Source organism: Planotetraspora sp. A-T 1434 (assembly GCF_025420585.1).
GTDB lineage: Bacteria > Actinomycetota > Actinomycetes > Streptosporangiales > Streptosporangiaceae > JAOEGB01.
Window position 1 is genome coordinate 223,758 of sequence record NZ_JAOEGB010000003.1, and the last position, 22,007, is coordinate 245,764.

16 protein-coding genes, 1 tRNA gene and 1 pseudogene are annotated in these 22,007 nt (G+C 66.4%); 13 read left to right on the forward strand and 5 right to left on the reverse strand.

All coding sequences use genetic code 11. The annotated features are described in order from the left end of the window. Positions 1-256: 256 nt before the first annotated feature. Positions 257-880 (reverse strand): hypothetical protein, encoded by a 624-nt coding sequence (locus tag N5079_RS06210; protein ID WP_261582529.1) that lies wholly within the window; start codon positions 878-880, stop codon positions 257-259. A 94-nt stretch (positions 881-974) separates the two neighbouring features. Further along, the gene (locus N5079_RS06215) at positions 975-2,273 is read right to left on the reverse strand and encodes a M20/M25/M40 family metallo-hydrolase (RefSeq protein WP_261582530.1); all 1,299 of its coding nucleotides are present in this window, start codon (positions 2,271-2,273) and stop codon (positions 975-977) included. A gap of 304 nt (positions 2,274-2,577) precedes the next feature. Between N5079_RS06215 and N5079_RS06220 the strand changes: the two genes are divergently transcribed. From N5079_RS06220 to N5079_RS06240, 5 genes are all read left to right on the forward strand, one after another. After that, positions 2,578-2,663: transfer RNA gene (locus N5079_RS06220), tRNA-Leu, on the forward strand. Between the two features lie 214 nt (positions 2,664-2,877). Further along, the gene (locus N5079_RS06225; RefSeq protein ID WP_261582531.1) at positions 2,878-3,282 is read left to right on the forward strand and encodes a hypothetical protein; all 405 of its coding nucleotides are present in this window, start codon (positions 2,878-2,880) and stop codon (positions 3,280-3,282) included. 102 nt (positions 3,283-3,384) lie between these two features. Continuing rightward, entirely contained in the window at positions 3,385-3,912 is a 528-nt protein-coding gene (locus N5079_RS06230; protein ID WP_261582532.1) for a replication-relaxation family protein, read from the forward strand. Then, a complete protein-coding gene (locus tag N5079_RS06235; protein ID WP_261582533.1) occupies positions 3,909-4,529 on the forward strand; it encodes a C40 family peptidase in 621 nt (206 codons plus the stop codon). The genes N5079_RS06230 and N5079_RS06235 overlap by 4 nt, the downstream gene beginning before the upstream one ends. Positions 4,530-5,561: 1,032 nt before the next feature. Further along, a complete protein-coding gene (locus N5079_RS06240) occupies positions 5,562-11,648 on the forward strand; it encodes an RHS repeat domain-containing protein (protein WP_261582535.1) in 6,087 nt (2,028 codons plus the stop codon). Between the two features lie 977 nt (positions 11,649-12,625). Here N5079_RS06240 and N5079_RS06245 read toward each other — a convergent pair. Next, positions 12,626-13,111 (reverse strand): hypothetical protein, encoded by a 486-nt coding sequence (locus tag N5079_RS06245; protein WP_261582536.1) that lies wholly within the window; start codon positions 13,109-13,111, stop codon positions 12,626-12,628. A gap of 409 nt (positions 13,112-13,520) precedes the next feature. Further along, a complete protein-coding gene (locus N5079_RS35310; RefSeq protein WP_315967789.1) occupies positions 13,521-13,889 on the reverse strand; it encodes a DUF932 domain-containing protein in 369 nt (122 codons plus the stop codon). On the opposite strand from N5079_RS35310, the pseudogene N5079_RS06255 reads away from it, so the two are divergent. The 4 genes and pseudogenes from N5079_RS06255 to N5079_RS06270 all read left to right on the forward strand — a co-directional run. Beyond that, positions 13,784-14,143: pseudogene (locus N5079_RS06255) on the forward strand (ArsR family transcriptional regulator); the annotation flags it as partial. The gene N5079_RS35310 and the pseudogene N5079_RS06255 overlap by 106 nt on opposite strands. Continuing rightward, positions 14,140-14,535: a VOC family protein gene (locus tag N5079_RS06260; RefSeq protein ID WP_261582538.1), complete on the forward strand. Its 396-nt coding sequence runs from the start codon at positions 14,140-14,142 to the stop codon at positions 14,533-14,535. The pseudogene N5079_RS06255 and the gene N5079_RS06260, both read left to right, overlap by 4 nt. 98 nt (positions 14,536-14,633) lie before the next feature. After that, positions 14,634-15,905, forward strand: coding sequence for an APC family permease (locus tag N5079_RS06265; protein ID WP_261582540.1), 1,272 nt, complete (start codon positions 14,634-14,636; stop codon positions 15,903-15,905). A gap of 357 nt (positions 15,906-16,262) precedes the next feature. Then, positions 16,263-16,514, forward strand: coding sequence for a hypothetical protein (locus tag N5079_RS06270; protein WP_261582541.1), 252 nt, complete (start codon positions 16,263-16,265; stop codon positions 16,512-16,514). Positions 16,515-16,972: 458 nt separating this feature from the next. On the opposite strand, the gene N5079_RS06275 is transcribed toward N5079_RS06270, so the two are convergent. Continuing rightward, on the reverse strand, positions 16,973-17,389 hold the full coding sequence (locus N5079_RS06275) for a DUF6223 family protein (protein WP_261582542.1): 417 nt from the start codon (positions 17,387-17,389) through the stop codon (positions 16,973-16,975). 218 nt (positions 17,390-17,607) lie between these two features. Between N5079_RS06275 and N5079_RS06280 the strand changes: the two genes are divergently transcribed. The 4 genes from N5079_RS06280 (at position 17,608) to N5079_RS06295 (ending at position 21,824) form a co-directional block, all read left to right on the forward strand. Further along, a complete protein-coding gene (locus N5079_RS06280; protein ID WP_261582543.1) occupies positions 17,608-18,735 on the forward strand; it encodes a sensor histidine kinase in 1,128 nt (375 codons plus the stop codon). After that, the gene (locus tag N5079_RS06285; protein ID WP_261582544.1) at positions 18,732-19,394 is read left to right on the forward strand and encodes a response regulator; all 663 of its coding nucleotides are present in this window, start codon (positions 18,732-18,734) and stop codon (positions 19,392-19,394) included. The genes N5079_RS06280 and N5079_RS06285 overlap by 4 nt, the downstream gene beginning before the upstream one ends. Positions 19,395-19,582: 188 nt before the next feature. Beyond that, complete coding sequence (locus N5079_RS06290; RefSeq protein WP_261582546.1) at positions 19,583-20,965, forward strand: NAD-dependent succinate-semialdehyde dehydrogenase; 1,383 nt, start codon at positions 19,583-19,585, stop codon at positions 20,963-20,965. A gap of 307 nt (positions 20,966-21,272) precedes the next feature. Next, entirely contained in the window at positions 21,273-21,824 is a 552-nt protein-coding gene (locus tag N5079_RS06295) for an RDD family protein (protein WP_261582547.1), read from the forward strand. Positions 21,825-22,007 lie beyond the last annotated feature (183 nt).

The window sequence follows — 22,007 nt, forward strand, 5'->3', positions numbered from 1 at the left end:
AAGGGGGTTGCCTGACAGCTCGCGACAGATGTCCACGCCAAAGGCACAGCGGGGCTGTGGACCGTCACGAGGGTGAAGAGATTCCGCGTCACCCGCACGGAGCGCCGCGGGACCGGATGTCCCGAGACGGTGGTCCGAGACCGGATGTCCTGAGACCGGATGTCCTGAGACCGGATGTCCTGAGACCGGATGTCCACGGTCGGGGGCAGGCTCCGGCGCCGGTCACCGTCGAAGAGGGACCGGCGCGGAGGCGGGATCAGTCAGGAGAGAAAGATGGGTCGTCCGCCGCTGTGCGGACAACCGGGGGAAGCACTGCCGCCAGGGGGGCGGGCAGGTGCGTGAGACGCGGCTCGAAAACCGGCCGCGCGACATCCCCGAACAAGATGGATCCACCGCTCGCCTGGGGGACCAGACCATGGTCACCCGGGGCGTGGTCGACGGTGGAGGGTGATGGGAGCACGGGCTTCGACTGGCTGGTGAGCCCGTCAACCGTACGCCCGGCCATGGCCTCGGCGTTCATCGAGGCGTTGTCACTCGCCGTGGGGAAACCATCGGAACCCGCCGTGGAGGCTCCGCCGGGAATCGCTGTGAGCGATCCGCCGGAGCCCGCTGTGGGGAAATGATCGGCGAGCACCGATCCGGCAGCGACATGTGAGGGCGCCGTCTCGGCCACGGACGTCGCCGTGCCGGAGACATTGAAGATCACGCCAAGCAGCCATCCGGCGGCGATCAGCCCGCCGATGACCAGCAGGCGGCCCAGACGGGAGCCGGCCGCGAACCGCGCCATCCGATCTCCCCTGCCGGACCCGGCGACCGTGACGTCCACGCGCGGTTCAGCGGCGGGCATTGCCCCCCGCTGCTCCTCCGGCGTGTACGTCACGCGACCTCCCGAGTCCGTCGAGTCCGCCCGGTGCGGATCCAACCCTCAACGCAGAGTCACTGTAGCGGCACGCCACGTGATCGCAACAGATTTCTCAGCAGTAATCGAGGAAACGGTCAAGGACCCGGACCCCAAACCGGAGCGAATCCACCGGAACACGCTCGTCGACGCCATGGAACATCCCCGAGAAGTCCAAGTCGGACGGGAGCTGAAGTGGCGCGAAGCCGTACCCGCGGATGCCCAGGCGGCTGAACGCCTTGAGGTCGGTGCCTCCACTGAGGGTGTACGGCACGGCCCTGGAGCCGGGGTCCTCCTCGTGCAGCGCGTCGGCCATCGCCTTGACGAGTGGGCCCTTGAACGCGGTCTCCACCGCGACGTCGTGGTAGACGAACTCCCTGGTGACGTTCGGCCCCAGCAGCTCGTCGACCGTCTGGAAGAACTCGTCCTCGTAGCCGGGCAGGAACCGCCCGTCCACGTGTGCCGTCGCCTCCTGCGGGATGACGTTGGCCTTGTAGCCCGCCTGGAGCATCGTGGGGTTGACCGTGTTCTGGAGCGTGGCGCCGATCATCCGGGCGAGCGGGCCGAGCTGGGCCACCGCCGCCTCGGCGTCCTCGGCCTTCACCTCGACCTCGAAAACCTCCTCGAAGAACGCCTGAACCGTCGGCGTGAGCCGCACCGGCCATTGGTAGCGGCCAAGGCGCGCCACCGCCTCGGCGAGCTCCGTCACGGCGTTCTCGTTGTTGAGCATCGAGCCGTGGCCGGCCCGGCCCTTGGCGGTCAGCCGCATCCAGGCGATGCCCTTCTCGGCCGCCTCGATCAGGTAGAGCCGCCCCTTGTCGCCGATGGTCACGCTGAAGCCGCCGACCTCGCCGATGGCCTCGGTGCAGCCCTCGAACAGGTCCGGGCGCTCGTTGACCAGCCATTGCGCGCCGTAATGGCCTCCGGCCTCCTCGTCGGCGGTGAAGGCCAGCACGACGTCCCTCGGCGGCCTCCGCCCGGCGCTGAGACGCTGCCGTACGACCGCGAGAATCATCGCGTCCATGTCCTTCATGTCCACCGCCCCGCGCCCCCAGACACAGCCGTCGGCGATCTCGCCGCTGAGCGGGTGGTGGGTCCAGTCGGACGCGTTGAACGGCACGACGTCCAAGTGGCCGTGGAGGAGCAGCGCGTCCCTCTCCGGGTCGGCGCCCTCGATGCGGGCGATCACGCTGGCCCTGCCGGTGTCCGACTCGAGGACGCGCGGTTCGAGGCCCACGTCGGCGAGCTTCGCCGCCACGTACTCCGCGGCCTTCCGCTCCCCGGGGCCGGCGTTGTCTCCCGCGTTCGTCGAGTCGATGCGGATCAGGTCGCGGCACAGCTCGACGACCTCGTCCTCGCCGCTCAGTGGGGTCATTGCGCCTCCTCACACTCGCTGCCGTGTCCGGCTGGCGGTCTCTGTACGGCCTGCGGTCGCTGCACCGGCCAGCCGTGTTTGCGCCTCGCGGTCGGGTACGGCAGGCCGTCTCACACGCAGCGTGGTCCTGTACGGCTTGCCGTCCTTAGCCGGTTGCGCCCTCCATCCTGCCGTTAGCCAGGCCGGTTGTTCACCCCGGCCTCGGGGCGTGTTGCGGGCGCTTGATTCTCGGTATGAACCAGGCATCGGACAGTGCTAACCTGTATCAGCCGACGCGAGATGACGGTCCCGCGTCAGGCACCAAGTCCGGGTGGCGGAATAGGCAGACGCGCTAGCTTGAGGTGCTAGTGCCCAGTGATGGGCATGGGGGTTCAAGTCCCCCCTCGGACACAAACCTTTTGCACATGTGGGGGCCAGGGATCACCTGAGCCTCCACTAGTCGTTTCTGGGGCCGGTAGGTCATTTTGAGCCCTATCTGTGAGTAGATGTCGGCCTTGTCGGTCGGGTCGGCTTCCTGGAGGACCTTCACAAGGTCCCCGAGCGCTGTGACTACTGCGTCGATCTCCTCCTTGCTCATGCGGCGCCGCCCACTCGTCTGGCGCAGTTGCGCCTGCGCGGCGACGCGCTGTGTCTGAGTCTCGGCGATCCATTGGGTCACCAGCACCGGGTCCGCACCCGCCTCAAGCGCCGATCGATGCTGGGCGAGCTTGCGGTCGCATTCGACGATCTTCATTCGAGCCGCTTCACTCGCGCTGCCGGGCGCGTCCTGGCCATGGTCGGCGAGGGCCTGAATGGTCTGCTTACGCCTCCTGGGTGCGAATGCCTGTGCCAGCCAGGCGTCGAGGTGATCGAGCACGTCTGCCTCGCGCAGGTAGACGACCTTGGCGATCGCCCCGCCGCGCGGTTCGACCAGCGCCCTCGCCCGGCTCATCTGCCAGGCGCGGGACGCCTCGGGGTCCTGGCGGTCCTCCGTCGAGCACCGACCCCAGAACGCCAATTTCATCTGTAAATCTCCCTTCTTCTCGGCGCTGAACGTTGGGGTGCGCAAGCGCCCACCGTCGGGCGCTTGCGCACATGCCGATCACCTCAAGCGCTCGACGTCCTCGGAAAGGTGAACGCGGGCCTTGTCGCCTACAGCCAGCGCCTCGCACACACCCTCGGAACCAACGAGGTCTTCGCACGCCTGTACGGCACGGCCCGGCGGACGAGCGGATGCCACTTGGATGCCTGGTGTCCAGAGGCGCGCTGCACCGCTCAATGGGGGAAGCACGTCCGGCCTGACGCCTACGGCAGGTGGACCGAGAACGGCCATAGCGTCGACTTCTTCCTTGAATACGACACCGGCACCGAGACCTTCGATCGGGTGCTGGCCAAGCTGAACGGCTACGCCGCACTCGCCGCGGCCACCGGAATCAGCACCCCTGTCCTGCTCTTGACCTCCTCGGCGCGAAGAGAGACCAGCCTGCACGGCCGCCTCCAGCTCCGCGCGGCACAAACCTCGGTGCCCTGTGCCACCGCCGTGGCCGGGTCAAACCCCGAGGACGCCATCTGGCTGCCCCACGACCGCCGAGAAGGACGGCTACGCCTGGCCGAACTCGCTGATCACTGGCCCCCGCCCGCCAAAGAGGAACGCCCTTGATCATAGAAACCAGACTGACGAAGGTCCTCGTCGCTGGCGGCAGCCTCGCGGCGGGCGTAGTCCTCCTCGCCGGACTGTCGGTGAGCGCACGGTTCGCGGCCATCCCGGCTCGTGCGATGTGCGACTACACCAGCCCAGCGGCCGACCAGCCGAGATCCTCCCAGGTCCGGAAGACACCCCCCATGACTGCCATAGGACTGTGCCCTGAACTCTCAAGGGGACAAATTTCCGTAGAGGCGGCGGCCGGAGCAGAGCCCGGAATGATCGCCGTTCAAGCGGCGCTGCGCATGCGCGGCATCCCATACGCCTGGGGTGGCGGCGGGCCCGCCGGTCCCAGCTTCGGAATCGGACGTGGTGCCCAAACCCGGGGGTTCGACTGCTCCGGCCTGGCCGAGTACGCGTGGGCCAAGGCCGGGGCGCGCATCGGCGGTGATACCTCCGCGCAGTGGAAAACGGGGATTCACGTGCCCAGAAGTCAGATCAGAGCCGGGGATCTGATCTTCTTCGCCTACAACACGGCCAATCCGCGAACGATTCACCACGTCGGCATCGCGATCGACGCGACTCACATGGTCCACGCACCGCACACCGGCAGTACCGTCCGTATCGACACATGAGCTGGCGTGCCAAGCCGGGAGCGCGAGTTCATCGGCGCCGTCCGACCCGCATGACTTCGGTAACCCCAAGCCGCAAAGGCCCGCCAACAACAACTCGCTGCGCCCGCAGCCGTCGAACGATATCGAAAAGCAAGAATGGCCCAAATAGAGCATTCAGAAGATTTACAGTTTTTATCGAGGGAACGTTCAGGCTTCATTTGGCGCGTCATCGGGTTGGTCGGCCAACCGAAGAGAAGCCACACGCCGATGCGAATCAGCTACAGGCCGAGGATTCTGTGATCTATATCACCCACTCGCGCTAGCAGCGGCCATCTGTACGCGTTGAACTGCACAAACGTGCCTGCCCCTTCCTTGTCAGAGGCGACATTACGGACCGTGACTGCGGCGTCTCGGGCGAGATATTGACCTTTTTGGGTTCGCGGAACACCATTCGGATGGTCCATCTTCCCGAGATTTACGGCGCGGACGGCCTGTTTGTGCCGCATGCTTTCCTTAGGGCGCGGAGGCTCCGGCGTGCGCATATCGCGTGCTGACGTAAAACGGTTCAGATCATCCCTGCGATACATTCTTACTCTCGGCAGCTGCGCCATTATCTCCCTTGGATTGTTTATCTCGGGTGTAGGTGTGCCGTCTGTACTGATGCAGCACGCGGCCGCCGAGGTGTCCTCGTCGAATTCTGATCCCAGCATTCCGGGCCGGCCGGTGGTGTCTCGGGCGGCCTCGAAGGGCGTGGAGGATTTGCAGAGGCCGGTGAAGCCTGCCGCGCCGGTGTGGCCGCAAGCGGGGTCCGGGAGGGTGGATCTTTCCGCAAGCAAGGCTGCGGTCGCGGTTGGGGGACTTCCGGTTTCGGTGGCTCCGGTGGATGTGGCGGCTCTCACGGCAGGTACGAGATCGACGTCCGCGCCTGAGGGGTCGCCCTCTTCTGTTCAAGTGCAGACGTTGGATCCCGCGGTTGTCCGGCGGTTGGGCGGTGTGGGGGTCGGCGTTCGCCTGACGCGATCCGATGGCGGAAGTACCTCTGCCCCCGTATCCGTGACGGTGGATTATTCCTCGTTCCGAGACGCCTATGGCGCTGGATTCGCCTCTCGGTTGTCGTTGCTGCAATTGCCTGCTTGCGTCCTCATGGATGTCAAGGCGGCCTCGTGCGCGAAGCAGGTCGCGAAGGCACGCAGGCTGCCGGTGCTCAACGACGTCAAGACGGGGAAGTTGACGGCACGCGTGGAGGCGGGACCGTCTGCAGCCGATGCCCCGGTGGGAGACAAGCCCGCTGCTGAGGCTACATCGGATCAGGCAGGTTCTGTGTATCTGCTGGCCTCGTCGGCGTCCTCGACGACCTCCTCTGATTTGGCCGGTTCGTTCGCCGCTACCGATCTCAAGCCGTCAGGGACGTGGCAGGTGGGGCCGTCGGGTGGCAGTTTCTCCTACTCGGTTCCGATCACGGTGCCGCCCGCGCCGGGAGGCCAGACGCCGAAGTTCTCGCTGGACTATTCGTCGGCGTCGGTGGACTCGCTTACCGCTGAGACGAACAATCAGGCCAGCTGGGTCGGGGACGGCTGGGACCTGGGATCGGGTTTCATCGAGCGCCACTACAACTCATGCACCGCGGACGATTCTCTCGACGGCCCCCGGCACCTGTGCTGGGACGCCAACAACGATCTGACCTTGTCAGTGGCCGGCCGTTCGTCGCGCATTGTGAAGGACGCAGCGTCCGGAACGTCGGGATCGTGGCGAACGCAGGAGGACTACGGCTGGAAGGTCGAACAGATCGCGGCCAGCACCGATCCCGGTAACCCGGGTGAGCCGTACTGGAAGGTGACCACCCAGGACGGCACGGTGTACCGGTTCGGGTACCACCGCGACTCGTCCTTCCAGACGCCCTACCTTGCCAAGAACACAGGTGACCCGTGCTATAACCCGGAGCACAGCCCGATGCCGTTCCCGGGCGCCCCGCAGTTCTGCACAGCCCCCTGGCGGTGGATGCTCGATCAGGAGATCGACCCCAAGGGCAATGTGATCGACTACTCCTACAGTCGTGAGCAGGGGCACTACTGCCTGACGTCAGGGGACTTATGCCACTCTGGCGCGAACCTGGCCTACGACCGGGGCGGCTACCTCGCCCAGGTGGTCTACGGAAGCAACGTTAGCGTGGCCGGGTCGACTCCCACCGGGCGCGTGGTCTTCAACACCTTAAGTCGGGATGAAGGCGTTATCGGTGGCTCCTACCAGGACTTCCCGTTTGACCTGATGTGCGATGACCCGACAAGTAATGGTTTCTGCACAACGACCGCGGACGGTCCTACCTTCTTCGTGACCCGGCGGCTGAACACCGTCGTTACCCAGACATGGAATACCGCCACCAGCGGGTGGGACGACGTGTCGCGGTGGGAGCTGGGCTACAAGTGGGTCCAAACCGATCCGGGACAGACGTTCACCAACCCGGTGCTGTGGCTCGACACTGTCCGGCGAGTTGGCCTTGCTGGCAGTGGCCCCGACGTCATCATGCCGCCGATCCAGTTCGATGCGACCTTGCTCGACGCCGGGCACAACATCACCGATCGATACCCGCGTATCACCGGCGTCAGCAACGGCATGGGAGGCCGGACCGAGGTCGCCTACGGCCAGCCCAGCGGCTGCAACCTGCAGACTCGGACCAATGCGAACGTCCGGGACCGCGCGGGCTACGACTGCTACTGGGCGTACCGTGGCGAGTACAGCGACGCCAGCGGTACTTACACCGAGGGAAACGTCTACAACAAGTGGCAGGTCCTCACCGTCACCGACAAGGACCTCGTGGGCGGCTCCCCAGACGTGGTCACCCGGTACGAGTACGTAGGCACCCCCGCGTGGGCCCGCGAGACCACCTTCGGGCAGACACCCACGTCCTACGACGTGCAGCCGCCCATGGGGTGCTTCCCCGGCTGGTTCGGCCTTCCACCGGACTGCACCACCTCGTGGGACAGTTGGACGCAATGGCGCGGCTACCCCACGGTCCGGACCATCAAGGGGAGCGGGACCGATCCCGCCGGTTACACCGTGACCAGCGCCACCTTCTACCGCGGCATGTATGACGACGTCTACAACGACGGCACGCCCAAGCATGCTCAGGTCACCGACTTCGACGGCAACACCTACAACGATCTGCGCGTGCTGGCCGGCCGGACCCTTCAGGAGCAGACCTGGCGGGCCACCGGATGGTCCACCCCGCCCCCGAAATGCGTCAACCCGGCATGGAGCTCCACCGCCAGCTACCCCGCGAACTGGCCGGTGTCCTACAACGGGCACGACTGGTGGGCCATAGCCCCCAGCACGGGCAAAGCCCCCGCACCGGGCTCGGCGTACTGGAGCGACCAGGGAGCCTGCCCGGTGTACACCTCCGGCCTGAGCGGCTACACCGAGGAGGGGGCCAACAGGTACGAGTATGTGCGGACCACGACGGGCGACGGCCCCGGTATCGCCGACCCCTTGCAGATCAACATCTCCCGGCAGGTGGCCCGTGACAAGGTGTCCTCCGGCTGGCGGTACACGGAGAACGCGACCACCTACAACGCCGACGGCCTGCCGATCAAGGTCAACGACTACGGCGATCGCAGTACCACTGCCGACAACACCTGCATGTCGACCACCTACGTCCGTAACACGACCAAGTGGTTGATCAATTACGTCGCATCGGAGGAGAAGCACGCGGGCGACGACTGCTCGGCGGGGACGTTGCTCAGCCGGTCCGTGACGCTGTACGACGGCTCGACGGATCCGTCCACCAACACACCGACCGCCGGCAACATCACCGAATCCCGGGACTACGACACCGCCTCTACCTACACCGCGACGAAGTCGACCTTTGACGGGTACGGGCGTGTCCTGACCTCAACGGATCCGCTGGGGAAGACGACCACCACCAGCTACAGCCCCTCGGCGGGCTGGCCCACCGGAGGAGTCACCGCCACCAACCCCCTCGGCCACACGGCGACGACCTGGCCGTCCGCGTGGGGAGGCGTGGTCGGCGTCCGGGACTCCAACGGCAACGACAGCAACATCGACTACGACGCGCTCGGCCGTCCGACCACGCTGTGGACACCGGCACAGCCGAAGAGCGGCGGCACAGCCGCAGCGACGATCAGCTACACCATCACCTTCGACGGCAACATGGGGCAGCCCACCGCGCCCGCCCGCACCACAATGAACCGCCTGCAGTCCGGCAGTGGAACGACAGCGACGTGGGTGTCCACCGCCAGCTACATCGACGGTCTGGCCCGTCATCGGGAATCCCAGGCGGCCTCGCCCGCCGGAGGTCGCATCGTTACCGCGACCGGCTATGACACCCGTGGTCTTGCCGCCTCGGTATCGGCACCGTTCTATAACTCATCCGCACCTGGGTCCGGACTGCTCAATGCCGCGTGGACGTCGCTGCCGCAGTGGTCCACCACGGTCTACGACGGGATGCAGCGCCCGGTCACACAGATCGACAAGTCGGCGTCCAGCGAGGTACGACGCACCACCACGACCTACTACGGCGACCGGACCGAGACGCAGCCCCCGCTGGGCGGCAAAACGGTCACCTACACCGACGCCGACAGCAGAGCGACCAAGGTCGAACAGTGGCTGGACGGCACCACCCACAACGACACCACCTACAGCTACGACGCCAGCGACCGGCTCATCAAAACGGTGGATGCCAACGGCAACAGCCGTACTTTCACCTACGACCTACTCGGCCGGAAACTCACCACGCACGACCCCGATGCAGGCGACAGCCAGTCGAGCTACGACCCGGCCGGACAGGTGACCTGGACGACCGACGGCAAAAACCAGAAGATCTCCTACACCTACGACGACCTCGGCCGCAAAACGGCGCAGTGGGCGGGAGACCCCGGTACCGGTACCAAGCTAGCCGCATGGGTGTACGACACCCTGGCCAAGGGACAGCTGACCTCGGCCACCCGCATCACGGGCGGCAACGCCTACAGCACAACGGTGACCGGCTACGACCTTATGAACCGCCCCACAGGCTCCACCATTTCCGTCCCCTCGGTGACCGGCATCGAGTCCCTGGCCGGCGACTACACCTTCTCCTACGCCTACAACACCGCGGGAGATCAGTCCGATATCACCATGCCCGCTGCTGCGGGGCTGCCTGCGGAGAAGGTCACCTCGAGTTTCACCGATCTCGGTTACGACTACGGGCTGACCTCCGACCTGGCCGGAGGCGCCACCTACGTCAAGAGCACCAGCTACACGGCGACCGGACTTCCGGCGGGACGCTCCTACGGGGCGAACGCGCAGGTCACACGCTCTCTGTCGTGGGACACCAGCACGGGACGCTTGGCCAACATCACGACCTTGGCCAAGGCGGACACCCCCACCCCGGTCACCGCTCAAAAGGACGACTTCTTCTACAACGTCGACGACACCATCAACCGGGTTCTGGACAAGGCGTCCGCGATCGCCGGGGTCACCGCCGGGCAGCAGGAATGCTTCACCTACGACGGCCTGCACCGACTGTCAGCAGGCTGGACCACCACCGCCGCCACCTGCGGAACCGGGGCCTCCTCCGGCGACGGGCAGGGCATCGACCCCTACGCCGAGTCCTACACCTACGACGCCGTCGGCAACCTGACCACCCTCACCAGCAGCGGACAGGCCGCCACTTACCACTACCCGACCCCGGGTGCCACGGCGGTGCGGCCGAACGCGGTCACCGGCATCGATCGGCCCGCCGGCACCGACAGTTACAGCTACGACAACGCCGGTCAAATGACCGCCCGCACCGTCGCGGGAAAGCAGTCCACCTTTACCTGGGACGAACTGGGCGAACTTACCAAGGCCACCGTGGACGGCAGCGACACCACCATGGTGTACGACGCCGAAGGCAACCGCCTCATCCGCCGCGACCCCACCAAGACGGTCCTGTATCTGGGCCCGATGGAGCTGGAACTGGCCGGTACGGCCCTCACGGCCAAGCGCTACTACACCGCACCCGACGGCTCCACCGTCGCCATGCGCACCACAGCCGGCCTGACGTGGCTCGCCTCCGGCCTGCACGGCTCCGAGCAACTGGCCATCACCGATGCCACCGGGCAGGTGAGCCGGGAACGCTACCTTCCCTACGGCAAGCGCCGCGGCATCGACGACCTGCCGTTCACCGACCACGGTTTCCTCGGCAAGGTCGAAGACGATTCCACCGGGCTGGACTACCTGTCCGCCCGCTACTACGACCCCTCCATCGCCAAGTTCATCTCCACCGACCCACTGCTCGTGCTGAGCAATCCCCAGTGGACCAACCCCTACAGCTACGCCGCAGACAACCCCATCGGGCTGTCCGACCCCACCGGGCTGATCCCTGAGGACTACACCTACGGCCAAAACGGCGGCGTCAAGGGATGGCACCAGGACCAGGAAGCCGCCAAGCACCACCAGAAGATCAGGCCGCACCCGACCTACGCGCCAGCCTACCGAGGCCACGAGTCCGGCGGCATCTGCAACGCCAAATGCAAGAAGGACATCAAGAACCACAAGATCGACAAGATGGTCGCCAAGATCAAGGCGGCCGAAAAGGCAAAAGAAGAAGCGAACTTCAAGAAATACGGATGCTCCAAGCCCCCCTGCGACTCAGGCGAAGCCGCCCCAGCTGGCATCCTCGGTGAAGGCGAAGGTGTCGATGCCGCAGTCGCGAATGCAGCTATCATCGTCGGCACAGATGGAGCCGCCCTTTTGGGAGAAGGTGCGGCGGTGGGTGCCGAAGCTGTGGCAGGGGCTGAAGCTGCGGCAGAGGCTGAAGCTGCGGGCGCAGCGCGAAATCCGGTCGTTTATCGTGCACCTCGCAAAGGCGATGGACCAGACGAGGTCGCCAATGGCGTGAATCCGGCCCGCCATACAGGCGGTAACAAATCCGCCTATGTGGGAGATAAGAGCACCGCACAGAAATACGCCGGGACGGGACCCTACGAAGATGGCTACGTAGAGTACGAAATGCATCCCGACTTCAATAAAGAATTCACTAGTAACCCGCACGACGGACAACCCGAAAGGGAGTGGCAGATTCCACACTCTAAAATCGGGCGGTTCAACGATTTGACGATAACCAGAAAATGGATAAATTTCTACCAGGGACATGAGTGGTAGGGAGTGATATCGGATGACATCCTTGAACGGGAAGCGGCCATGGCATCAGGAGGGGGAAGACTTCGTTTACATACCGCCAGACCAAGAGGAGTGGGATCGTCTCAGAGAGCATCTGTATCTGGGGCAGATCTTGACCGGCACGGTAGTCTGGGTTCCTTATCCCGGAGCAATCGGCGTCGGCATAGACCTGAATATGCCCGTTGGAGGATTCATTGATGTACTCCTTCTTCCGCGTGACGCCAACAGATGGCCGACTGTGGGATCAGTGGGCAATTTTGAGATTTGGTGGATGAATGAATATCCGCAGATACGGCTAATTGCGACTGATCAATTCCTGATGCGGGAAGACTTCAACTCGTGGGTTCGCGAACAAGACAGTGGGGCACCTCTTGAGTTCCGGCGGCGTCACGAACTATGACCTTCCCGTCATCTGCACGCAAACAGAGAGGTCGGCGTCGAAACCAACAAGCTTCAAGAAGCGCGCCGCCCGAAGAAACATGGTCGCCACGGCCTGCTCTTTAACGGAGCCGAGAGAAAGCCTGACCGCCCCCGTCAGACACTCCCGCATCACCTTTATGACGCAAGCAGAAAGAAAGGCGAACACTTCCAGCGAAGCCGCCTTTAATGAAACTTTGTGTCTAATGTGTCAACAATCTCAAGGCGGATATCGCTATGAGATAACCGGCCTGGTGCGGCGGCGCGCCGCAGACGGATCGGCCGCAGACGCCCTGCTGAGTCCAGTTCACGTACGGACTCTCTACGGTGGCAATCAGACCACGTGCACCCTGTGGCTGACCGCCTGCGAGAGGCAAGCGAGGCAAATCCGTGCCAGGCCAGCTTGCACGGGAATGCTATCAAGGTGGACAGTCCCCGCAATGGTAAGCAGGAGGCTATAGGATTGGCGGCGACCGATCTCAATCTGCCTTTGATCACAGAATTGAAGTTGGTCGGAGGGCCGGTTCTTCACGAACCGGCCCTCACTCTTCTGGCAGGCATCGCTGCAACAGCAGAAAGCCGGGCATCTCGCTCTTCGGCCGGATTCCGACGTCGAAGATCTCCGGCTCCTCGAAGACGGGCTCTCCGCTCGGACGACGGGCGTACGCGACGCGGCCGTAGTCAACGCCGTCATCTCGATCGAAGCTCATCCAGGTGATGGCCTCTTGCTCGCCCTCACGGAGAGGGTGATTGGAGACCGCTCGTACGGCGATCGTGCTCGGCGGCGTGAACAACCACACCTGCGGAACCGCCATCACCCAACGAGTGGCGTCGATCTCAAGGACCTTGTCCGCCGCCCTGGTTTCGAATGCCGTCGCAGCAGCCCGGTCCCGCAGGTAGTCGTAATCACTCAGGAACAACCTGCGCTGGCCTTCCATCGCGATGAGCGCGGGGCACTCCCGGGCCACGATGTTCTTCTCCAGGCGCTCCACCACGTCGAACAGCAAGTGCGCGGTTGCCTCGTTCATGTCGCCTCCACCACCTCGGTTGCGGCGTGTACCGCTTCGTCAGGGTGGCAGAAACGGCCATGGACGGGGCAGATCTCGGAGAAGCTCTGCGGCGTGGCATCAGGCGCTTGGCGGCCACCGGCGCACAGACAGAGACGCGCCGCTCCGGCGCGGCGGCCGAGTTGACAAGCGGCGGGGACCGCGTGCCGAACGGGCGCGCAGCGCTCTATATTCGGTGTCCCTCAGCAGTTTCTCGCGCGGGCGTGGACTGCTGCGTCGAGCATAGGCGACGCTCTGACGACATCGGCTTGGCATTGCCCACCGTCGTACCACGGGGCGCTTTCGATACACGGCATCCTCCTTCCGTCCGGGTACGGCCCCCGCCCTTTGCGAAGGCAGGAGGCCGTACAGGGAGCGTCGGCTTTAGATCTCAGGCGGCGACGGCGAGTGGCTGATCCAGCACTGCGGACAGAGTGCGCAGAGTGCCGCGGTCGAGTTCGTCGATGCCGCCGGTAACCGCGCGGAGCATGTTGCGTTCGGCTCGATCGGCGCCGCGTACGTTCTGCTCGTGGTGAGTAAAGGTGTTGACCGCCTGCACCACGCCCCAGGCCGTGCCGCGCCAAGGCGACACCCGTAGGTCGTGGTTCCACAGTCTGGTCAGGGTGTCGCGCTTGCGACCGCGTCGGCAAACGCGCCGAGGTGACCAGCGCCGGCAGTCACCCCAAAGCCCGCCTGCACCCCCACGCCGTACGCGTGCTGCGCCGGCGGTACGGCATCGACGTCGCCGACCGGCGTCCACGGCATCTGGACACGATGACCAACCGCCGCTTCGACTACGTGATCAGCCTGTGCGACAAGGTCCGAGAGGTCTGCCCTGACTTCGACGGCCACCCGCGACGCCTGCACTGGAGCATCCCCGACCCGGCCGCCGGCGGCGACACCGCCGAGGACGGCTACCCCGCGTTCGACCGAACCGCAGCGGAGATCGACACCCGCATCCGGTACCTGCACCCCGTCCTTTTCCCCACACCGCACCAGGAGGTTCAGCCATGACAGCCGACCATGTCGCCAGCGTCCGCTACATCGTCGACGACGTCCAAGCTGCCATCGACTTCTATACCACCCACTTCGGCTTCACCTTGAGCTTCAGCGCAGCGCCCGCCTTCGCCGACGTGGTACGCGGGCCGCTGCGGCTGTTGCTGTCCGGCCCCGCTAGCTCCGGCGCCCGCGCCACCCCCGAGCAGGCCGCCGGCGCTGGCCGCAATCGTATCCACCTGGTCGTCGATGACCTGGACGCCGAGATCGCCCGGCTGCGCGATGCGAGCCTGCCGTTCCACAGCGACGTGGTCAGCGGCCCCGGCGGACGCCAGATCCTGCTGGCCGACCCCGCCGGCAACCTCATCGAGCTGTTTCAGCCCGCCCACCGGCCCGCGCCGGCACCTTGAGCGGCGCCTCTACGCCCTGCACCGCCCGGCCGATCTCTGACTATGGCCGGACAGTATCGTGATCCGATATCGGGAACCGTTTCGACGGGAGGTCGGTCGTGGCGGGCACTCCCACCCCTACCGGTCAGGGGCTGCTGGAGCGCCGCCTGGGTCTGGCCGACGCGGTTGTCCTCGGGCTGGGCTCGATGATCGGTGCCGGCGTCTTCGCCGCCTTCGCGCCGGCGGCGCGCGCGGCCGGCTCGGGGCTGCTGCTCGGGCTGGCGCTGGCCGCGATGGTCGCCTACTGCAACGCGACCTCTTCGGCCCGTCTGGCCGCCCGCTATCCCGCCTCCGGCGGCACCTACGTCTACGGGCGGGAGCGCCTGGGCGATTTCTGGGGTTACCTGGCCGGGTGGGGGTTCGTCGTCGGCAAGACCGCCTCATGCGCGGCGATGGCGCTGACCGTGGGCTCCTACCTGTGGCCGGAGCACGCACACGCGGTCGCGGTGGCCGCCGTGGTGGCGCTCACCGCGGTCAACTACACCGGGATGCACAAGACGGTCTGGCTGACCAGGGCGATCGTAGCCGTGGTGATGGCCGTGCTGGCCGCGGTCGCGCTGGCCTGCCTCACCTCCGGCGCCGCGGACACCGCCCGTCTGGATGTGACCTCCGACGCCACTGTCACCGGGATATTGCAGGCGGCAGGCCTGCTGTTCTTCGCCTTCGCCGGGTATGCCCGCATTGCCACGCTGGGCGAGGAGGTTCGTGACCCGGCACGGATCATTCCCCGTGCCATCCCGCTCGCGCTCGGCTTGACCCTGGTGGCGTACGTGGCAGTCGCGGCGGCGGCGCTGACCGTGCTGGGCAGCACGGGCCTGGGCCGGGCGACGGCCCCGCTGGCCGAGGCCGTGCGCGTCGCCGGGCTGCCCGCCATGGCGCCGCTGGTCGGCGCGGGCGCCGCGGTGGCCGCGACCGGCTCGCTGCTGGCGCTGATCCTGGGCGTCTCCCGCACCACGCTGGCCATGGCCCGCGACCGGCACCTGCCGCACATGCTGGGCGCCGTCCACCCCCGTTTCAAGGTTCCCCACCGCGCCGAGCTGGTCATCGGTGCGGTCGTGGCGATCCTGGCCGGCACGGTGGACCTGCGCGGCGCGATTGGCTTTTCCTCCTTCGGTGTGCTGGTCTACTACGCCATCGCCAACGCCAGCGCCTGGACCCTCACACCCGGCGGGAGCCGCCTCGCGCGGCTGATACCCGCCGCGGGCTTGGCCGGCTGCCTGGTTCTCGCCTTCGCCTTGCCGCTCTCGTCGGTCATCACCGGCATCGCGGTGCTGGCCGCCGGCGCCGCCGCGTACGGCCTGCGGCGGGCGATCACCAGCCGCTCATCGTGACCGGGCGCTTGGAGGCGGCCGGATCAGGCCGTTGGCTCAACTGAGGTAATCATTACCCGCGTCATCACATCAGCTCACCGGCGGCCGGGCAGGCATTCGACGTGATGCGGTCCAGTCGGCCCGCATCGAGCTGGTTTGGGCGGCGGGCTGAAGATGGGAGACGTAGCAAGGGGCACTCGCGAAACAGCGATCGTGCGCCGCCGCGAGGTTCTCAGGCTGCCTGTCGCCTTGGCCAGCGGGACGGCGGTGCTAACTGGGTGCGGCACTACACAACAAGCCGGCAGCGCCGCGACACCCACGCCTGTCCCCACCCAGAAACAGGCCACCGAAGTGCCGGTCACACCACCGGAGGACCTCGTGCGCGAGCACGGGGTCCTCAAACGCGTCCTGTTGATCTATCGGGAGGGCATCCGGCGGATCAACACCGGCGAGCAGGTGCCCGCGCAGCCTCTGCACGCCGGGGCCGGTATCATCCGTAACTTCATCGAGGAGGACCACGAGCGGCTCGAAGAGCGGTACGTCTTCCCGCGCCTGGTCGTAGCAGGCAAGCTGACCGACACGAAGGAGTGCCGGGCGACGAACCTCGGCAACCAGGCGATGGAGGCGTAGGCGACGACGAAGGACACGGCCGTGCCCACGATGAGCGGCACGGCTCCGACCCGGCAGCGGCACCCCACTTCCGGCCCACGTGGAGGATCTCGCGGAGCGCTGCGCGATCGACCTGCTGAGCTAAGGTTTCTGGGTTCAGATCTTCGTGATGCTCGGTTCTGCTCCGCGTGAGGGCTATTGCCTGATAGAAGAGCCCGCATGGCGAGAGCATCGTGCCTGGCTGGTGGAGGTCACGGCCGTCGCAGTACGGCCGCCAGGCCCTCCGGGCGCGCCGTCGTAGCGACTCTTATCGCTGCTTCAGTGGATGCGCTGGATAATCCGATGAGGGTTCGAGATAAGGCCGACGCGCCAACGTCGGTCGGGAAGGCACGCCCATGCCCCCGGCGTGTAGGGCTAGCTGGCTCTTGGTGGGGCGGTCTTTTCAGACAGACCCGAACGCGCGCCCGTATTCGCTGCGGTCAGCCGGTCAGCCGACGGGAGCGGGCCAGAGCCAGCCCACCCAGGGCCACGCTGATCAGCCCCACCACCAAGGCCACGAAGCCCCCGACTATTCCGTAGCCGGTGCCGGGGCCACCATCGGCGGCGGCCACAACCAGCCCGCCGATGACCGCGCTGGCCAGCCCCGCCACGAGGGCCACGATGGCCCCGCGTCTTCCGTTACCGGTGCCGATACGACCGGCGGAGCGAGCCATGGCGAGGCCGCCGATGACCGCGCCGATCAGCCCCAGCAGCACCGCCACCAAGGACCAGAGACGCCCAGCGGTCAAGGTGTAGGCACTGACGGGGCCCGGCTGGACCGAGACATGTGCGGCCACCGGTACGGCAAGCATGAAATCCCCGAGCAGAGGGGCGGCAAGCAGGTGACGGACGGGCATGAGGATTCCTTCTCCTTTCACGACTGGACATTGCCTGAATCATGTCCGCTGGACCCATCGCCGGTCGTCCAGCAGACGAAGACAATTCGCGCTGCCGCCGATGCCGGAGCCGGTTGCTGCGGACGCCGCAGGAGCCGCGCAGGTACCGCACGTGCGGTAGGCGGCTGCTCGTCCGTGCGCAGGAGGTGCCCGCGCGAACATCCGGCTATGGTGCGCGCATGAGCATAGGCCGGCTCAGTGTCCGGGCAGGCGTCAGAGACTGGGCGATCGCCATCGGCGTGGCCGCGGCGCTGCTGGTCACCGGGCTGTCCGGCCAGCACTCCGCCACGTACCTCGACCTGTTCGGCTATGCGCTACTGATGGCCGGCGGCTTGGGGCTGGCCGTGCGCCGCAGGGCTCCGATTCTCGTCCTGGCCGTCACCGGGCTGTGCGCGGTGGGTTACCAGGCGGCTGGTTTCGACGTGCCTGCCGTCGCGTACCTTTTCGCAGTGTACGCAGCCGTACGAGCGGGACACCGCACCATCACAGTGGCGGCGAGCATGACCATGCTGGCAGCTCTCCCCCTCGCGGCCCTGGCCTCAGGCCTGCACGATGCGGGCGAGGCGTTCGCGCAGGCCCGAGGCGCCCTCGAGCTGGCCTGGCTGATCGCCGCCGGCGCCGCAGGTGAAGCGCTGCGGCAGGCCGAGCGGCGAGCGGACGAAGCCGAGCGCACCCGGGAGGAGACCGCACGCCACCGCGCCGCCGAGGAGCGGCTGCACATCGCGCGGGAGCTGCACGATTCGCTCACTCACCAGATCTCGGTCATCAAGGTGCAGGCTGAAGTCGCTGTCCACGTGGCCCGCAAGCGCGGCGAACAGGTACCGGAGTCCCTGCTGGCAATCCAGGCGGCCGGACGGGAGGCGACCCGGGAGCTGCGCACGACCCTGGAGGCGCTGCGCGACGACGACACGGCCCCGCCGCGTGGGCTCGACCACATCCCGGAACTGGTGGAACAGGCCCGCACCATCGGCCTGGACGCGACGCTGACGATCGAAGGACAACGACACGACGTGCCGGCCGCGGTGGACCGGACCGTCTACCGGATCGTTCAGGAGTCGCTCACCAACATCGCCCGTCACGCGGACGCCGCCACGGCGTCAATCCGGATCGACTGCCGTCCGGACGCCCTCGCAATACGCATCGATGACGACGGCACGGCAACGCCGGACACCGCCCCGACACCCGGCGTCGGACTGCTCGGCATGCGCGAACGAGTCACCGCTCTCGGCGGTTGGCTGCGCGCCGAACCGCGCGACCAGGGCGGCTTCACCGTCCAGGCCGAACTCCCCATGGACCAGATGACATGATCCGCGTCCTGCTGGTCGACGACCAGCCGCTCCTTCGCAGCGGATTCCGTGCGCTCCTCGACCTCGAAGACGACATCGAGGTGGTGGCCGAGGCCGCCGACGGGAAGGAAGGTCTGGCTCTGGTCAGGCAACACCTGCCCGACATCGCTCTCATCGACATCCAGATGCCGGTCATCGACGGCATCGAGGCGACCCGGCGCATCGCCGCGGACCCAGCCCTGGCCGGGGTACACGTCGTCATCCTGACCAACTACGGCTTGGACGAGTACGTCTTCAACGCGCTACGCGCCGGCGCTGCCGGGTTCCTCGTCAAGGACATCGTGCCGGAAGACTTCTTGCACGGCGTACGCGTTGCCGCGCGCGGTGACGCCCTGCTCGCACCGTCGATCACCCGCAAGCTGATCAACAGATACATCACCCAGCCGGTCAACTCCGGCGCCGACAGTGCGCTGGAAGAGCTGACCAACCGCGAACGCGAGGCCGTCGCCCTGGTCGCGCAGGGCCTGTCCAACGAGCAGATCGCCAACCGCATGGTGATCAGCCCGATGACCGCGAAAACCCACATCAACCGAGCCATGGTCAAGCTCCGGGTTCGTGACCGCGCTCAACTCGTCGTCCTCGCCTACGAATCCGGCCTGGTAGCCCCGCGCGACTCCTGACATCCACGGTCCGGGTGTAGACCTGCCCGCCGACGATCCTCTTACTGAACCGGTCTTCGTCGTCGACGCGAGCCGCGATCCGGACACCGTCCAGGAGGAGATCCGTATGCTCCTTGGCTCCCCTCGCAACGTTTCGGCCATTCGCAAGGCGGGCACAAATCCTGATTGGGCATATTCAGGGGGGAATCATGCCTTATCAATCAGTCAATCCTTACAGTGGCGAGGTCATCGCCACGTTCGCGGAGATCACCGACGCGGAACTCGAGGACGCCCTGTCACGTGCTCGGTCGGCGTACGAGGAGTGGCGTCGGCGAAGCTTCGACGAGCGAGCGGCCGTCACCAGACGCGCGGCCCGGATCCTGCGTGAGCGGCGGGACGAGTTCGCCCGTCTGATGACCCTGGAGATGGGAAAGTTGATCAGCGAGAGCATCCAAGAGGTGCTTCTGAGCGCGGACATCTTCGACTACTACGCCGACAACGCCGAGGACTTCCTCAAGCCGGTCCCGATCGATACGCGTAAGGGCGAGGCGGTCGTCGTCAGCAGCCCGCTGGGTGTCCTGTTCGGGGTGCAGCCGTGGAACTTCCCGTACTACCAGCTGGCGCGATTCGCGGTCCCCAACGTGATGGCGGGCAACGTCGTCATGGTCAAGCACTCGTCGGGCGTTCCCCGGTCCGCGCTGGCCTTCGAGGATCTCTACCGCGAGGCCGGTGCGCCGGACGGCGTCTACACCAACCTATTCGTCACCAAGGAGCAGGTCGGGAAGGTGATCGACGATCCGCGCGTGATGGGGGTGGCCCTGACCGGCAGCGAGCAGGCGGGCAGTGTCGTCGCGACGCGCGCCGGCAAGGCGATCAAGAAGACCACCCTCGAACTGGGCGGCAGCGACCCGCTGATCGCCATGCCCGACGCCGATCTGGGTCCTACGGTCCAATGGGCCGTATGGGGCCGCCTCAACAACTGCGGACAGTCCTGCGTGGCCACCAAGCGGCTCCTCATCCACGAGCAGATAGCCGACAAGTTTCTCGAGGAGTTCACCGCGGCCATAAGCGGGTTGGTCGCAGGGGACCCGATGGACGAGCGGACCACCCTGCCGCCGGTGTCGTCCCAGTCGGCCGCCGACAAGCTGAAGGCGCAGGTGGCCGAGGCGGTCGAGCACGGTGCCCGGGCGACCGAGGTCGGCCCCCCGGTGCCTGAGACCGGAGCGTTCGTCCAGCCGACGATTCTCACCGACGTGAGCCGTGACAACCCGGTCTACGGCCAGGAGCTCTTCGGCCCAGTGGCGATGTTCTTCAGCGTCCGGGACGAGGATGAGGCGATCGCCATCGCCAACGACACCGGCTTCGGGCTCGGTGGCGCGGTGTTCACCTGCGACATCGAGCACGGCAAGGAGATCGCCCACCGCATCGATAGCGGCATGGTCTTCGTCAACCATCCCACCTGGACCGCGCCCGAGTTGCCGTTCGGTGGCATCAAGCGGTCCGGTTACGGGCGGGAGCTGTCCTGGCTCGGCATCCAGGAGTTCGTCAGCAAGAAGCTGATCGACGTCGTTCCGCTCGACGCCGCGCCGTGAGCATGCCCGGTCATGAGCCCGGCTCGGATGCGGGCCGGCATCGGCCAGGCGGTATCCGTACGGCGGTCGGCCGCCCAGGTACCGGCCTGCTCGATGGTCTGGGCGGCCATCGAGGTCAGCACTCGGCGATGGTCTCCGGAGGGAAGAGCACCGTCAGCGTGACAGGTCGCCTGAGCCCGCCGCCATGCTGCGTGACGAAGATCCATTTTGCGGCAGGAAGTCAGGGGTTCGAATCCCACAAACTCAACCCGGCCGCGCGGACCCCTCTCCGCTCGGGTAGCGTCCTGCACGTTCATGAAAGGACGCCATGTCGACTACATCATCGACCAATGGGGGGACCCGCGCACCGGCTTGGCACCGCATCGCCGCCTGGCTGATCGACTGGTTGCTGATCCTCATCCTTCCGCTCCTCCTGGTCCCCGTCGGCGTGGCCCTCTACATGGCGGGACTGCGACTGCCCATCGGCCTGTGGAACCTCATATCGTTCCTCCTTTTGATCGCGCCGGTGACCCTGTGGTGCGCCTGGCGTGAGTCGGGCCGCTTCCAGGCCACCCCTGGGAAAAGGGCCAAGGGCCTGATCGTCGTCGACGCCCACTCCGGGCGACCGATCGGCTTCGGGCGGGCGCTACTGCGCAACGCTGCCAAGATCGCTCTCCCATGGGAGCTGGGGCACACAGTCGCGTACGGCTTCGCCACCGCGGCCCGGAACCCGTCCGAGTCTCTGATGGTGCTGACAATCATCGTCTACGTCATCATGTTCGCCTGGCTCGGCGCCCTTTTCCTGCCCTCGACCAGGACGCCCTACGACCTGCTCGGCGGAACCCGGGTCGTCCGGGAGCCCGCGAGTGACGCCTTGTGAGCGTCTGGCCGAGTTTTCGAGCGTCACAGACGAGCCAGGCCTCGTTGGTGCCGATGACGATGAGTTCGCGGATGAACTCGGCGAGCGCAGCGAATCGCCGAGGTCTTAAGCAGGTAGCGCCGACGATGTCGGGCTGGGCGCCGAGCGGGGTCGCCACCATGCCGGGGCGGAGGTCGGAGATCC

What these genes read in the sequence shown, in the direction of transcription:
- N5079_RS06215 (WP_261582530.1), bottom strand. Translation starts at nt 2,273, where the DNA reads ATGACCCCACTGAGCGGCGAGGACGAGGTCGTCGAGCTGTGCCGCGAC.
- N5079_RS06245 (WP_261582536.1), bottom strand. Translation starts at nt 13,111, where the DNA reads ATGAACGAGGCAACCGCGCACTTGCTGTTCGACGTGGTGGAGCGCCTG.
- N5079_RS06260 (WP_261582538.1), top strand. Translation starts at nt 14,140, where the DNA reads ATGACAGCCGACCATGTCGCCAGCGTCCGCTACATCGTCGACGACGTC.
- N5079_RS06275 (WP_261582542.1), bottom strand. Translation starts at nt 17,389, where the DNA reads ATGCCCGTCCGTCACCTGCTTGCCGCCCCTCTGCTCGGGGATTTCATG.
- N5079_RS06280 (WP_261582543.1), top strand. Translation starts at nt 17,608, where the DNA reads ATGAGCATAGGCCGGCTCAGTGTCCGGGCAGGCGTCAGAGACTGGGCG.
- N5079_RS06285 (WP_261582544.1), top strand. Translation starts at nt 18,732, where the DNA reads ATGATCCGCGTCCTGCTGGTCGACGACCAGCCGCTCCTTCGCAGCGGA.
- N5079_RS06290 (WP_261582546.1), top strand. Translation starts at nt 19,583, where the DNA reads ATGCCTTATCAATCAGTCAATCCTTACAGTGGCGAGGTCATCGCCACG.
- N5079_RS06295 (WP_261582547.1), top strand. Translation starts at nt 21,273, where the DNA reads ATGTCGACTACATCATCGACCAATGGGGGGACCCGCGCACCGGCTTGG.